A 14,617-nucleotide genomic window follows, 5' to 3' on the forward strand; every position below is an offset into this window, starting at 1 on the left:
GCCAAAACCGGCTTCCAAAAGGGCGGCCCTGAAATATACGTCACCCACCTCGACGAGCTTCGCGCCAAGAAGAACGTCCGTGACAAGTCCTTTGCCGAAGCCGCCAAGTTGGAAGGGCTGGCCAAGGCCAAGGTTCTGGTCGCCGCCCTCGATGCCATATCGGACATGAAGTTGGAAGACCTCGTCGTCGCGAGGTTCTACCCGGACGTGGTTGACCAAATCAAGGCAGCCGACCCGAAAGACGAGACCGGCTACGGCAAGAAGCTCCTGGCCAAGGCCAAGTTAGTCGATTTCCAAACCGAGTTCCAAGGCTTGTTGGCCAAGCAGGACTTTGCAGGCGCCATCGCCTTCATCGAGAAGTCGGCTGCTTCAGGTGATTTTGAAGTCGAGACCAAGCAGGAGGTTATCCAATCGAAGATATGGACCTTCATCTGCATGAAGAAGTTCGACGACGCCATGAAAGCCGTCGAGGAAGCCAAAGCCGTCGCGCCGGAAAGCGAACTCGCTCGCAGAGTCGACAAATACTGGCCGTCCGAGATCGAGAAAGCGAAAGCCGCCGCGAATGGTGGGGAAAAGCCCGCCGAAAAGATCGAGAAGTAAGTTCTTCCGTCCCCGTTGCCTCTTGCAACGCCGTCCGGTCATGCCGGACGGCGTTTTTTGCGTGGAAAAGACCGGGCGGGGTGGAAATGTGATGGAGAAAGTCATCCGAAGACCGTGGGCAGGCCTTTAGTCATTGAGACGCGCCGACCGACCTGCGTCCTGATCACGCCAGCACGACGAGCCCGCTAACGAGATTTCCGGGGTAGGTTCCCTTGACCCGCCCGGATCGATCTCCAAGCTTGCGCCATCTGGTGCCGCGCACTTCCGCGCTTGTCAGCCATGTGGCTAGGCCGAACGGTGCAGAGCCCTCGACCGGCCCCTCGCACGGACTCTGCCGGTTCATCGACCTGCCAGGCCCGCCGCGGCACGGCGTTTCGCTCGGCATTCACAAAAACCGATCCAGAATCCTGCGGCTGGCAGCATCGAGGTTAAGCGGATTGCGAATCAGGAATTGAATGCCGCGGCTGTCCATGATCATCAGCGTCGGCGGAGCCAGCCGCCGGATGTCCTCCTCGGCATTAAGCACCAGGGTGGTGTCGCCGCGGTCCGTCTCGACGCGCCAGGTGCTGGGCGTGGCGTAGCCGGAGACGCTGCAAACCCGCTGGATGACCGGCATGAATTCCCTGCCTTGCAGTTCCTCTTCGATCAGGCGGCGGATTGCCTCCGGCTCCCCGTCCAGACTCGGAATCCACGCCACCTCTTTGCCGGCGCGGGTCATCAAGGCGATGCCCTCCTCGGGCGAGGTGATCGGAAACGCTCTCGCAGGTTCCACACCCACGTGTTCGATACCATCGGCACCGGTGAAAACCAGTTGTCCGAAGGCGTTGCGATGAAGTTGGAAATCCCCGGTCATGTTTGCTAGATCTCCTTGAGAATCGGCATGGTGGAATCGACGCCTTCTTCGATTGCGTCCGTTGCCGGACCGCCATTGAGGAATTCCGTCTGCGCGCGCTCGAGCCGGAAATACGCGCCTTTCCTGGCGAGCAGTTCCTCGTGATTGCCTTCCTCCACCACTTCGCCGCGGTCGAGCACGACCAGGCGGTCGGCGCGCCGCAAGGTGGAGAGGCGGTGGGCGATGGCCAGGGTGGTGCGGCCGCGGATCAGGTTGTCGAGCGCGCCCTGGATCTCGAGTTCGGTCTCGGTATCGACCGACGAGGTGGCCTCGTCGAGAATCAGGATCGGCGGATCGATGAGCAAGGCGCGGGCGATCGAAATCCGCTGGCGCTCGCCGCCTGACAGCGCCTGGCCGCGCTCGCCGACTAACGAATCGTAACCCTGCGGCAGGCGCAGGATGAACTCGTGGGCGTGGGCCGCGCGGGCCGCGGCGATGATCTCTTCGTGCGTCGCCTCGGGATTTCCATAGGCGATGTTTTCGGCGATCGTGCCGAAAAACAGGAAGGGCTCCTGCAACACCAGGCCGATGTTGCGCCGGTATTCGGAAACCGGCAGGGAGCGGATGTCCACGCCGTCGATGCGGATCGAGCCTTCCGCCACGTCGTAGAAGCGGCAGATCAGGTTGACCAGGGTGCTCTTGCCCGATCCGCTGTGGCCGACGAGCCCGATCATTTCGCCGGGCGCGATCGTTAGGTTCACGTCGTGCAGGATGCCGCGCGTGCCATAGCGGAAACACACGTTGTGGAGTTCGAGCGCGCCGCTCACCTGCTTGAGATGCACCGGATGGGACGGCTCCGGCACGCTTGAAACGTGGTCGAGAATGTCAAAGATCCGCTTGGCCCCCGCCGCCGCTTTTTGCGACACCGACACGATCCGGCTCATCGAGCCGAGTCGCGAGTAGAACCGGTTGATGTAGGCGAGGAAGGCCACCAGCACGCCCACCGTGATCTCGTTCTTGGACACCAGCCAGATCCCGAAACCCCAGACGACTAACAAGCCCGCCTCGGTGAGAAACGTCACCGTCGGGTTGAACAAGGCCCACACCTTGTTGACGCGGTTGTTGACGGCCAGATTGCGGGCGTTGGCCTCGCGGAAGCGCTGCGCCTCGCGTTTCTCCTGGGCGAACGCCTTGACCACGCGGATGCCGGGAATCGTGTCCGCCAGCACGCTGGTGACCTCCGACCAGATCCGGTAGACCTGGTCGAAACCATGATGAAGCTTGTTCCGCACCACGTGAATCAACCACGCGATGAGCGGCAGCGGCGCCAGGGTCACCAGGGCCAGCCACGGGTTGATCGAAAGCAGAATCGCCGACGTCATCAGGATCATCAGCAGGTCGGTCACGAAATCCAACAGATGAGAGGAGATGAACACGCAGATCCGGTCGCTGCCCGAGGAGATGCGGGCCATCAGGTCGCCGGTGCGCTTGCCGCCGAAGTATTCCAGCGAGAGCCCCTGCAGGTGCTCGTAGGTGGTGGTGCGGAGGTCGGAGCCGATGCGCTCGCTGATCAGGGCGAGCAGATAGGTTTTGGCCCAGTCGAGAATCCAGGCGAGGAATGCCGAGGCGACCAGTCCGCCTAGCAGCATCATCACCAGAGTGGTGTCGATGGGCACGCCGTTTTGAAACGGGATCAGGACCCGGTCCATCAGCGGCATGGTCAGATAGGGCGGCACGAGGGTGGCGGCGGTGGCCAGCAGCGTGAGGACAAAACCCGCCAGCAAGGGGCGGGTGTAGGGTTTGGCGAAGCGCCACAGCCGGAGCAGCGTCCACGGCGACGGCGGCGCATGGACGGTCTTCGCGCACGCGGGACACTCCTCCTGCCCGGCCGGGATCGGGTTCTCACAGATGGGGCACATGGCATGCGGCGGCGGAACCGCCGGCCGGTTGTCCACCATGGCCCTCAGATGCTCTTGGAATTGCACGATGAGCCGCCGCACCGCCGCGTCCCGGCCGAGAGTATGACGCCAGCGGGCCAGCAAGCCGTTTTCGTCCCGCAGGTCCAAGGTGCCGACTCCCGTGTGATCACGGTGTTCCAACTGCAACCCGGGGCGGAACCCCCAGCGCCGCCACGCCGCATCGCCCGCGGCCTTGGCGAGCAGCCCGTAGTCCGTTAGGACGACGACGCCTAGGTCAAACCGGAGCTCGAGGTTCAGGTCCAACTCAAGGCAGGCGATCACGGATTCCCTTTCGCCAAGCGCGGCGACAATTTCACCCCGCCACGGATCGGTTAGGACGGTGGCGGCGGATGGCGAACTCGAAAGGTCGGCTGACGTCATCAGGAAATAGGGGCCTCGGTATTCACAGCCGCCGTGCGGAGCTGAGCCGCGTTTTGACCCATTTCGGCGGGCATGCAACACATTTGTCCGGCCGATTGAGTCGATTTTCGATACGGGGCTTGATTTGGTGGCGGGAACCGGAAAGAAAGCGGCTTGTTACCGCAACGCGGGACCTCGGTTTCATGACACGCAAAGACATCCGGTTTCTCAATTTTCTTTCCCTTCGTGGCCCCAACCTCTGGACCTACCGGCCCGTGCTGGAGGCGTGGGTGGATATCGGCGAACTCGAAGAATGCCCGTCCAATACGATCCCCGGCTTTGTGGAACGGCTGTGCGCATGGCTGCCAACCTTGTCCGAGCACCGCTGCAGTTATGGCGAAGCGGGCGGGTTTGTGCGGCGCTTGCAGGAGGGAACCTGGCCGGCACACATCCTCGAACACGTCACGCTGGAACTCCAGAATCTCGCAGGCATGCCCGGCGGCTTCGGCAGGGCCCGTGAAACCGGTGTGCGCGGGGTTTACAAGGTGGTGGTGCAAGCTTGGCATGAGGATGTCACCCGCGCCTGCCTTCATGCGGCACGGGATTTGGTGATGGCAGCCATCGAGGATAAGCCTTTCGACATGGTCGCTACTCATGAACGCCTGCGAGAAATCGCCGTCAAACATCTTCCAGGGCCTAACACCGCCTGCATCGTCGATGCCGCCACCGCCAAAGAGCGCGGCATTCCCGCGATCCGCTTGTCCGCCGACAACCTCATTCAACTCGGCTACGGCTCGCGCCAACGGCGGATCTGGGCCGCCCAGAGCGACCGCACCAGCGCCATCGCCCAAGGCATCGCCCGGGATCCCGAACTGAGCGCCGGTTTGTTAGGTTCGTGCGGCCTGCCAATCGTGGACCCCGATGAGGACAGGGCGGAACCGGAAGGGCGCGGGCGATACCGATTGCTCGTGCTGGGCGGCACCTTGGTGGCCGCGGCCCGCATGGATGAGGATGGCGGCGCGGCGGACGTTACCAATCAAGTCCATCCGTCGACGGCGACCGCGGCCTGTTTGGCCGTGCGGGTGGTCGGTCTCGACATCGCGGGAGTGGACGTTTTGGCGGACGACATTGCCCGCCCGTTGGCCGCTCAAGGCGGAGCGATTGCCGGAGTGCATGAGGCTCCCGCATTGGTCCCGCACCTGCACCCGGCTTCGGGCGAACCGCGTCCGGTTGGCCGCGCCATCGTCGACCACTTGTTTCCTAACGGAGATTCCGGGCGCATTCCGGTGGTGGGCATCACGGGTTCCAGCGGAACCACGGAGGTCGCACAGTGGGTGACGGAGTTTTTACGACTCTCCGGGAAATTCACCGGCCTGGCCTGTGGCGATGGCCTGTTTCTCGACCGCCGCAAGGTGGAGTCGGGGGATTGCGGCACGTGGCGCCGCAGCACCCAAGTGTTGATGAACCGCGCGGTGGAAGCCGCCGTGTTGGAAAACAGCGCGGAGGTGATTCTGGGCCAGGGCCTGGCCTATGACCGCTGCCAAGTCGCCTTGGTTACCGGTATCGAGCCGGAGAAGCATTACGGGACATATTACATCGAGACGCCCGAGCATGTGTTCAAAGTGTTTCGCACTCAAGTGGACGTGGTTCTGCCCGGCGGCGTGGCAGTGCTTCATGCGGCGGATCCGATGGCGGTGGAAATGGCCCCTTTGTGTGATGGCGAGGTGATCTACTTTGCCATTGATGCCGATCTGCCGGTGCTGACCGCACATCGCGCGCAAGGTGGACGCGCTGTTTTCGTGCGCGGAGGCCAGTTGGTCTTGGCCAGCGGAACCGATGAATCGCCTCTCCTGCCGCTGGCTGAGATTCCCTATCTCGCTGGCGACCATGCCGGCAATCGCTTGAATTGCGTGTTGGCTGCCGTCTCGGCGGCCTGGGCGCTTGGCATCGCGCTGCATGTGATCCGCACCGGTGCCGAGACCTTTTCCGATGAACCGGCTCAAGCCCCGTCGTTCGAACTCAACGCCTCCTTTGTTCCGATCACCCACACCGCATGAACATCCTTAACATCCGGGCGCTGCGAGGGCCCAACCTTTGGGGCCTCCACACCGCGATTCAAGCGCTCGTCAGTTGCAGCGGGCAGGAACTCTGCCTGGATCAGCTGCCCGGCTTCGAGGACCGCCTGCGCGAACGATTTCCACAAATCTCCTCGTTCCAACCCGGTGCCCCTTTGGTTTCCGCGCTGGAGTTGGCCGCCCTCGGCCTGCAAGCCCAGGTGGGCTGTCCGGTCGCTTTCAGTCGCTCGGTCGCCGTCCCCGAACCCGGAGTCTATCAGGTGATCGTTGAGTACACCGAGGAAGCCGTCGGGCGGCTGGCCATCGAGCTGGCCTTGGAATTGTGCGCGGCCGCCCTCAACGACCTGCCGTTCGACCTGCCGTCCGCCCTCAACCGGCTGCGCGAACTCGACGAGGATGTCCGACTCGGCCCGAGCACCGGTGCCATCGTCGCCGCCGCCGTCGCCCGTGGCATTCCATACCGCAGGCTCACCGAAGGAAGTCTGGTGCAGTTCGGCTGGGGCAGCAAACAGCGGCGCATCCAGGCCGCGGAAATGGACAGCACCAGCGCAATCGCGGAATCGATCGCCCAAGACAAGGAACTGACCAAACACTTGCTGGAGGCGGCCGGCGTGCCGGTGCCCAAGGGCCGCCCGGTCACCGATGCCGAAGATGCCTGGGCCGCCGCCTGCGAACTCGGAGGTCCGGTGGTCATCAAACCCCGCGATGGCAACCAAGGCAAGGGCGTGGCCGCCAATGTTGAGTCCTGCGAAGATGTGTTAGCCGGTTACGCCGCCGCGCATGAAGTCAGTTCCAATGTCATGGTGGAACAGTACCTGCCCGGCCAGGATTTCCGTCTGCTAGTGATCGGGAACCGCCTTGTCGCCGCCGCGCGCCGCGAACCGCCCTATGTGATTGGCGATGGCGAACACACCATTCTGGAACTCGTGGAAGAGGTCAACAGCGACCCGCGGCGCAGCGATGGTCACGCCACATCCCTGACCAAAATCCATCTGGATGAAATCGCCCTCGCCACGCTCGCCCACCAGCACTTCGATGCCGGCTCGGTCCCGCGCAAGGGCGCGCGGGTGCTTCTGCGCAACAATGCCAATCTCAGCACCGGCGGCACCGCCACCGATGTCACCGACGACGTCCATCCGGAAATCGCGGCGCGCGCCGTCTCGGCGGCGCAAATGGTGGGACTCGATCTGTGCGGTGTCGATGTGGTGTGCGAAAGTGTGCTCACTCCCTTGGAAAACCAGTCGGGCGGAGTGATCGAGGTCAATGCCGCGCCCGGTCTTCGCATGCATCTCCAGCCCTCGTTTGGCAAAGGCCGCCCGGTGGGCGAGGCGGTGGTTTCCACCATGTTCGACGAGCGCGAGAATGGCCGCATCCCGGTCGTCGCCGTGGCCGGCACCAACGGCAAAACCACCACCGTGCGCCTGATCGCCCACCTGCTAGGCCTTGCCGGCAAACGCGTGGGCATGACCAATTCCGACGGCGTTTACATCACCAACCAGCGCATCGACACTGGCGATTGCAGCGGCCCGCGCAGCGCCCGCAACGTGCTGTTCCATCCCGATGTGGACGCCGCCGTGTTGGAAACCGCGCGGGGCGGCATCCTGCGCGAAGGCCTCGGCTTTGACCATTGCGACATCGCCGTGATCACCAACATCGGCATGGGCGATCACCTCGGCCTCAATTACATCAGCACCGTCGAAGACCTCGCGGTGGTCAAGCGTGTCATCGTCCACAGCGTCGCCCCCCATGGCGTGGCCGTGCTGAATGCCGCCGACCCGATCGTCGCGGGCATGGCCGATGCCTGCCCGGGTTCCATCACCTTCTTCGCCCATGACCGCCACGAACGCGTGCTCGCCAATCACCTCGCCCAAGGCAAGCGCGGCGTGTTCGTCGATGGCGACGCGATCGTCGGGGCGAAAGGCAAACTCCGCTACCGCGTGTCGCTGAGCAACATCCCCCTCACCCGCAACGGCACCATCAAGTTTCAAGTCGAGAACTCGATGGCCGCCATCGCCGCCGCCTGGGGGCTTGGCATCTCATGGGAGAAGATCCGCCGCGGCTTGGCCACTTTTGTCAACGATGCAGCCACCGCGCCCGGTCGCTTCAATGTCTTTGCTCATCGTGGCGCCACCCTCATCGCCGATTACGGCCACAATCCGGACGCCATCCTGGCGCTGGTCCAAGCCGTCGAGAGCATGCCCTCCAACCGCCGCATCGTTGTCATCAGCGGTGCCGGCGACCGCCGCGATTGCGACATCCGCTTGCAGACGGAAATCCTCGGCGAGGCCTTCGACGAGGTGATCCTCTATCAGGATGACTGCCAGCGCGGCCGCGCCGACGGCGAGGTGATGGCCTTGTTGCGCGACGGCCTGACCAACGCCCGCCGCACCACCCGCACCGAGGAGATCCGCGGCGAGATGCTGGCGATCGACACCGCCCTCTCCCGCCTCCAGGCCGGCGACCTGTGTCTGATCCTCATCGACCGCATCGACGAGGCCCTCGCCCACATCGCCATGCGCAATGCGGAAGCTTGAGCGCGGGTGCACAGCGGCCATATTCGCGTGTTTGACCGCGATGTTGCCACCACACATCCATGCGGTATCAGCGATTCCCGCGAATTGCTCGCGCACGGGTGTTGCGGTCGCGAGCATTCGCCGGCCACCTTCATTTCCCTGCCTATCGGAAAACTCATCGATCCGGCCCGGAACCGCCGTCGGATCGGTCCGCAGAGCCGGAAAATGAGGGTTGGACCCGGATTGCAGGCCGCGTAGGATGCAAAGAAATGAAGAACGTCCTCCCATGTTTCTGGATACTGATTGCGGTAGTTTCAGCCTTCGCTGAAGGGGGCGAAACCGGAAAATCCACCCATCCCTTCGAGGTGACCTTCGTGAAGCGGCTTCCCGCCGCGGAGATCGCGCCGGTTTATGATCCGAAGCTGCCCGGCTATCGCTTCGACGCCGAGATCGCGACGGTCAAGATACGTCCGCTCGCCGGCAAACCGCCCGACAAATTGGTGATGCTGATCCGCACCTCGCCAGGCATGCCGCCGATGCTGGAGGGGTTCACCCTGCAAGCGCCCGACCGGAGCGTGACGACCGGGTTGAAACTTGCCTCCGAGGAAATCCGCTTCAACGCCACGCCTGGCAGGGCGGAGGTGAGGGCGCGCGAGTATTTTGAAGTGAACGTTGTCGGCCAGGACGTGCAGATCGTTTTTCTGCCGAAAGCCATGGGACTGCTCAAAAAAGAATGCACCGTCACCTGGGTGGATTGGTATAGGCACTGAAAAGGGAAGGCGCGGAAGACGGCATGCTTCCCGTTACATCGTTGGGTCGCCTGGAAATGCTTTTTTGAAACCAGTGGGCCAATCAAGCGGTATCCGTCTGGTCTTCCCCATTCGGGTCCATGCAAAAGAAAGGAACCTTGATCCCGCCCTCCAGTCCGCCCCGGGGCGAGTAACGGGGGAATGTCGCGCCGCCCGGATCCGTTGTTTCCCGGGTGGCGCGGCGCGTGGCTCATGGGATTGATCCACGCGTTCGCCATGTCTTGACGCGGCCCCCTCATCCGCAGGATGCTCCGCCCGCGATGAACGACACCACCCGCCCATTCTCCAGTCCGCTTGTTGACGGCCCCGACCGCGCGCCCAGCCGCGCGATGCTTTACGCCGTCGGCTTCAAAAAAGACGATTTCACCAAGCCCCAGATCGGCATCGCCTCCACTTGGAGCCAGGTCACGCCGTGCAACATCCACATCGACAAGCTCGCCATCGAGTCCGCCAAGGGCGTGGATGCCGCGGGAGGGAAGGGGATCATCTTCAATACCATCACGATTTCCGACGGGATTTCGATGGGCACCGAGGGGATGAAATACTCGCTCGTTTCCCGCGAAGTGATCGCCGACTCCATCGAAACGGTGGTCGGCTGCGAAGGCATGGACGGCTTCGTCGCGATCGGCGGCTGCGACAAGAACATGCCCGGCTGCCTGATGGCCATGGCCCGCATGAACCGCGCGTCCGTCTTCGTGTACGGCGGCACCATCCTTCCCGGCTGCGCCACCATCAAGGGCGAGCAAAAGGACCTCGACATCGTTTCCGTCTTCGAAGCCGTGGGCAAACACGCGAACGGCGAATACACCGACGAGGAGCTCGAAACCGTCGAGGCCTGCGCCATCCCCGGTGCCGGCTCCTGCGGCGGGATGTACACGGCTAACACGATGGCCAGCGCGATCGAAGCGCTCGGCATGTCGCTGCCCAACAGCTCCGCCCAGAACGCCATTTCCGACGACAAGATGCGCGACTGCTTCGATGCCGGTGCCGCCGTTCTCAACCTCCTCAAGCTCGGCATCAAGCCGCGCGACATCCTTACCAAGAAGGCTTTTGAGAACGCCATCACCGTGCTCATCGCGCTCGGCGGCTCGACGAACGCCGCCCTTCACATCCCCGCCATCGCCCACTCGGCGGGCGTGGACATCACCATCGATGACTTCGAGCGCATCGGCAAAAACGTCCCCGTCCTCGCAGACTTGAAGCCGTCCGGCAAGTTCGCCATGTCCGACCTCGTCGCCATCGGCGGCACCGTGCCGCTGATGAAAATCCTGCTCGATGGCGGCCTGCTCCACGGCGATTGCATGACCGTCACCGGCCGCACGATGGCCGAGAACATCGAGAAATTCTGCACGCCGTATCCCGCCGGCCAGGAAATCATCCGCCCTCTATCCAATCCTATCAAAAAGGACAGCCACCTCCGCGTGCTTTACGGCAATCTAGCCGAAGGCGGCGCGGTCGCGAAAATCTCCGGCAAGGAAGGCGAACTCTTCACCGGCCGCGCCCGCGTCTTCAATTCGGAGGATTGCGCCATGAAGGCCATTCTCGGCAAGGAAATCGTCAAGGGCGACGTGATCGTCATCCGCATGGAAGGCCCGAAAGGCGGACCCGGCATGCGTGAAATGCTCGGACCCACCAGCGCCGTCATGGGCATGGGCCTCGGCAAGGACGTCGCGCTCATCACCGACGGCCGCTTCTCCGGCGGCAGCCACGGATTCGTGGTCGGCCACATCACCCCGGAAGCGTTCCTCGGCGGTACCATCGGCATCCTCGAGGAAGGCGATTCTATCACCATCGACGCCGTCACCAACCGCATCGACGTGAACATTTCCGACGAGGAAATCGCCAAACGCAAAGCCGCCTGGACCCAGCCCGCGCCGCGCTACACCCACGGCGTGCTCGCCAAATACGCCAAGCTCGTCTCCACCGCCAGCGAAGGCGCGGTGACCGACAAGTATCTGTGAGAACGACACCGATGCCACTCCCTCCTTCCCACCCTAACGATCCCCTGCACGGCGTCACCTTGGAGACGGTGCTGCGGGCGGTGGTGGACCGTCACGGTTGGGAGCGGATGGCGGATCAAATTCCGATCCGCTGCTTCATGTTCGACCCGACGATCAAATCGAGCCTGACGTTTCTGCGGAAAAACCCATGGGCGCGCAAGAAGCTGGAGGACTGGTATGTCTATGACGCCCTCCGTGACCGCTCGACGTCCTGAAGAAGCGCTCAAGCCTCGGCCTCGGCGACGATGCGCGGGAAGACCGGGCTTGGCTTTTCGATGACGTGGCCGTCCGGCAGCAGGCCCCAGTGAAGGTCCGTTAGCTTGAAGTGGGTGAGGGCGGGGAGGTTGAGCTGGCCGGCGAGTTTGGCGGCGGCGTCCGGCAGGACGGGGGAGAGCAGGACGGTGGCGTGGGCGACGCTTTCCGCCAGATGATAGAGGACGGTGGTGAGGCGCTCCTTGTTCTCCGGGTTCTTGTTGAGCTCCCATGGCTTCATCCGCTCGGCGTATTGGTTGCAGTGGACGATGTGGCGGCTGAGCGCCTCGAGGCCTTTGGAGACGTCGAACTCATCCATCGCCGTTTGGTAGGCGGCGATGGATTCCTTCAGGGAGGCTTGCAGCGCGGTGTCGTCCTCGGTGAGCGGGCCGCCGTGCTGGAGCACGCCCGCGGTGAAGCGCTGGCTCATGTTGAGCGCGCGGTTGCAGAGGTTGCCGAGCTCGTTGGCCAGCTCGGTGTTGAAGAGCATGATCAGCCGGTCCATGTCGAAGTCCGAATCCTTGCCGGTGACGATGTCGCGGACGAGGTAGTAACGGACGGCCTCGACGCCGAACTTGTCCGCAAGTTCGTTAGGATCGACGACGTTGCCGGTGGACTTGGCCATTTTCTCGCCGCGGATGTTCCACCAGCCGTGGACGAGGAGGCGCGGCATCTGCGCGTCCGCGAAGCCCATGGCGTGGAGCATGCAGAGCCAGTAAATGCCGTGGGCGGGGATCAGGATGTCCTTGCCGATGATGTGGACCGGGCGGCTGTCGGCGGGCCAGAGCTTGGCGAAATCCGGCAGGCCCGCGTCCGGCGCGGCCTGATAGCCGGCGAACGAGATGTAGTTGATGAGCGCGTCGAACCAGACGTAGGTGACGAAATTCCCGTCGAAGGGAAACTCGATGCCCCATTGCAGGCGCTCCTTCGGGCGGGAGATGCAGAGGTCGATGCCGGAGTTCTTCTCCAGCGCGTTGAGCAGCTCGGCTTTGCGGAAGGCGGGGATGATGACCTCCGGGTTGCTCTCGATGAAATCCTTCAGCCAGTCGGTGTGCTCGCTGAGTTTGAAATACCAGTTCTCCTCCTCGATCTCGACGACCTCGCCCCACTCGGGGCCGAAGTTTCCGGCCTCGTCGCGGTCGCGCTCCTGGAGGAACTGCTCCTGGCGGACCGAGTAGTGGCCGGCGTGGGCTTTCTTGTAGAGTTGGCCTTGCTCCTTGAGCTCGGTGAGGATCCCGCGGACGCAGGCCTTGTGGCGCTCGTCGATGGTCTCGGCCCAGCCGTCGTATTTCACGTCGAGCTTCTCCCAGAGGGCGGAGAATTTACGGGTTGTGCGTTTGACGAATTCCTCGGGGGAAATCCCTTCCTTTTCCGCCGTCTGTTGGACTTTCTGGCCGTGCTGGTCCACGCCGGTGAGGAAATACACCTCATCGCCGCGGAGCCGGCGGTAACGGGCGATCACGTCGGCGAGGACCTTTTCATAGGCATGGCCGATGTGGGGCGAGCCGTTGGTGTAGTCGATGGCGGTGGTGAGGTAGAACATGGGAGAGGAATGTGTGAAAGCGGGAGGCGGAGAAAAGCAGAGCGGACCGGAGTGTGCAAGGCGGAGTGCAAGGCGTCGTCGGATACACCATCGAACCATGAAGCATCCCTTCTTGAACCGCCCTGGCGACTCGGGTTGTCCATTCGAGGCGGGCATCAATCTCCCGAAAATGCTTCTGGTTGGGCTGATTGCCTGTTGTGAAGCGACCGGAAGCCGCTAAAACAATCTTATGAACCGGCAAGAGGAGGGTGCTGCGGAGACCGATACGACTGTCGCGTCCCGTGACAGACGATGGATCGGGCGCCTGATCCTGAAATCGGCGCGCAGGGTGGCGCTTTTCGTGTTTCTGGTCACCATGGCATTCCTGGTGTCGCCCGCCTCTGCCAGGACGCCGCGCCCGCGCGTGGTCCCGAAGAACCCGCCAACTCAAGAGCCCGCACCCGCACCGGTTCCCACTCCCACTCCCACTCCCACGCCCGCGCCCACTCCCACGCCCGCGCCCACGCCCGACAAGCCTCCCGCAGCGGAAAAGCCGCAAGATGAGACTCAGGGTCAGGCACTGATCGCCGTTCTGAAGGCCCAGAACGATGCGCTCACCCGCCGCCTCACCCACCGCTTGGTGAACGGCGTAATGAAGAAGGAGGGGATGCCCAACGGCGCGGCGGGCATGAATCTTTACGCCTCATTCGACCACGAGGCGAAAACCTACACCCGCAACCCCGATCTCTGGGCACAGAATCTGGTCAGCCACCTCACCGGCGTCGCGCTCTACAATGATTTCGCCCAGGAATCCTATGGTGGTGTTTTGATCACCCCGAGGCACCTGCTTTTCTGTGCTCACGCCCACCCCCATGCCCATCAGACATGGGGCCCCAATCCCAACCGCCCCTCGCCCGTCCACCGGTTCCTGACGACCGCTGGCAGGCTGGTGGAAAGCACGCAGCTCCATCAGGCGCAAAGTTTCGGCACGTCCTTGCTGCCAGACCTCGAATCGGTGGATCTCTGCGTCGCCGTGCTGGACCGCGATCTTGAGGCGGAGGGTTTGAAAGTGCTGCCGGTATTCCCAAACGTCAGCGATGGCGACGTGTCCGCCGCGATGAAGTGGGCGAACCAGGAGAACCAGCCATTCGCATTCATCGGTGTCAGCCAGGGAACCACTCGCCCCACCAACTCCGAGCCACCCGAGCCGATCGCGAAATACCCCCGGAAACACCAGCGCATGTGTTATATCAAGGACAACCGGGACCCCGCGAACTCCAGGCCCGAGCGCGGCCCCTTTGCTGACTGGAACTATCAGGTTTGGGACGGTGACTCCGGCACGGCGACATTCCTGCTTCTGAAAAGCGTGCCGCACCTATGGATGATTCTCACCACTGCTCCGGGTAACGGCCCCCGCGTCGGCTCCCACATCGACCACGTCAACGCGTTGATTGCAGCCGCCGATCAAAACGCCGTGCTCCTGGGACGCCTCGAAAAACCAACCGGATACACCCTGCGCGTCGGCAAGCTCGAAGCCGCGCCATAGGTTCAGGCATCCTGCCCATGACGGGCGCTGCATCAAATGGTGCCGCGGACTCGAGAATCCAGGAGTGCTGGCGTCTAGCCAACGGTGTCTTCCGGCCCGCACGATGAAACGGGAATTTGGGTGGGACGCCCACGCTCAATGACCAAACTC

Annotated in this window: 10 protein-coding genes; 7 read left to right on the plus strand and 3 right to left on the minus strand. The window is 63.2% G+C overall.

Annotated elements, in window-relative coordinates:
• Positions 1-600: hypothetical protein (locus tag AC4DF4_RS07160; RefSeq protein ID WP_490047430.1), on the plus strand; the 600-nt coding region annotated here is incomplete at its 5' end.
• 385 nt (positions 601-985) lie between these two features.
• On the opposite strand, the gene AC4DF4_RS07165 is transcribed toward AC4DF4_RS07160, so the two are convergent.
• A complete protein-coding gene (locus tag AC4DF4_RS07165) occupies positions 986-1,453 on the minus strand; it encodes a cyanophycin metabolism-associated DUF1854 family protein (RefSeq protein WP_490047431.1) in 468 nt (155 codons plus the stop codon).
• 5 nt (positions 1,454-1,458) lie between these two features.
• Positions 1,459-3,771: a cyanophycin metabolism-associated ABC transporter gene (locus tag AC4DF4_RS07170; protein ID WP_490047432.1), complete on the minus strand. Its 2,313-nt coding sequence runs from the start codon at positions 3,769-3,771 to the stop codon at positions 1,459-1,461.
• A 182-nt stretch (positions 3,772-3,953) separates the two neighbouring features.
• Between AC4DF4_RS07170 and AC4DF4_RS07175 the strand changes: the two genes are divergently transcribed.
• The 5 genes from AC4DF4_RS07175 (at position 3,954) to AC4DF4_RS07195 (ending at position 11,362) form a co-directional block, all read left to right on the plus strand.
• Positions 3,954-5,807 carry a cyanophycin synthetase family protein gene (locus AC4DF4_RS07175; RefSeq protein ID WP_490047433.1) on the plus strand — a complete coding sequence of 618 codons (1,854 nt, stop codon included), beginning with the start codon at positions 3,954-3,956 and terminating at the stop codon, positions 5,805-5,807.
• Entirely contained in the window at positions 5,804-8,359 is a 2,556-nt protein-coding gene (gene cphA / locus AC4DF4_RS07180; RefSeq protein WP_490047434.1) for a cyanophycin synthetase, read from the plus strand. The genes AC4DF4_RS07175 and cphA overlap by 4 nt, the downstream gene beginning before the upstream one ends.
• Positions 8,360-8,607: 248 nt before the next feature.
• Positions 8,608-9,108, plus strand: a complete 501-nt coding sequence (locus tag AC4DF4_RS07185; RefSeq protein WP_490047435.1) for a hypothetical protein — start codon at positions 8,608-8,610, stop codon at positions 9,106-9,108.
• Between the two features lie 299 nt (positions 9,109-9,407).
• On the plus strand, positions 9,408-11,108 hold the full coding sequence (gene ilvD / locus AC4DF4_RS07190) for a dihydroxy-acid dehydratase (protein WP_490047436.1): 1,701 nt from the start codon (positions 9,408-9,410) through the stop codon (positions 11,106-11,108).
• 11 nt (positions 11,109-11,119) lie between these two features.
• Entirely contained in the window at positions 11,120-11,362 is a 243-nt protein-coding gene (locus AC4DF4_RS07195; protein ID WP_490047437.1) for a VF530 family protein, read from the plus strand.
• 8 nt (positions 11,363-11,370) lie between these two features.
• On the opposite strand, the gene AC4DF4_RS07200 is transcribed toward AC4DF4_RS07195, so the two are convergent.
• Positions 11,371-13,098: a class I tRNA ligase family protein gene (locus tag AC4DF4_RS07200; RefSeq protein ID WP_490047438.1), complete on the minus strand. Its 1,728-nt coding sequence runs from the start codon at positions 13,096-13,098 to the stop codon at positions 11,371-11,373.
• 199 nt (positions 13,099-13,297) lie between these two features.
• Between AC4DF4_RS07200 and AC4DF4_RS07205 the strand changes: the two genes are divergently transcribed.
• Complete coding sequence (locus AC4DF4_RS07205) at positions 13,298-14,467, plus strand: hypothetical protein (protein ID WP_490047439.1); 1,170 nt, start codon at positions 13,298-13,300, stop codon at positions 14,465-14,467.
• The last annotated feature ends 150 nt before the right edge of the window (positions 14,468-14,617 follow it).

The organism is Luteolibacter sp. (genome assembly GCF_058122085.1).

Bases quoted from the DNA above. Each gene is read 5' to 3' on its own strand.
- AC4DF4_RS07200 (WP_490047438.1), bottom strand. From the start codon at position 13,098: ATGCCCGCCTCGAATGGACAACCCGAGTCGCCAGGGCGGTTCAAGAAG.
- AC4DF4_RS07205 (WP_490047439.1), top strand. From the start codon at position 13,298: ATGGCATTCCTGGTGTCGCCCGCCTCTGCCAGGACGCCGCGCCCGCGC.
- AC4DF4_RS07195 (WP_490047437.1), top strand. From the start codon at position 11,120: ATGCCACTCCCTCCTTCCCACCCTAACGATCCCCTGCACGGCGTCACC.
- cphA (WP_490047434.1), top strand. From the start codon at position 5,804: ATGAACATCCTTAACATCCGGGCGCTGCGAGGGCCCAACCTTTGGGGC.
- AC4DF4_RS07175 (WP_490047433.1), top strand. From the start codon at position 3,954: ATGACACGCAAAGACATCCGGTTTCTCAATTTTCTTTCCCTTCGTGGC.
- ilvD (WP_490047436.1), top strand. From the start codon at position 9,408: ATGAACGACACCACCCGCCCATTCTCCAGTCCGCTTGTTGACGGCCCC.
- AC4DF4_RS07170 (WP_490047432.1), bottom strand. From the start codon at position 3,771: ATGACGTCAGCCGACCTTTCGAGTTCGCCATCCGCCGCCACCGTCCTA.
- AC4DF4_RS07165 (WP_490047431.1), bottom strand. From the start codon at position 1,453: ATGACCGGGGATTTCCAACTTCATCGCAACGCCTTCGGACAACTGGTT.
- AC4DF4_RS07185 (WP_490047435.1), top strand. From the start codon at position 8,608: ATGAAGAACGTCCTCCCATGTTTCTGGATACTGATTGCGGTAGTTTCA.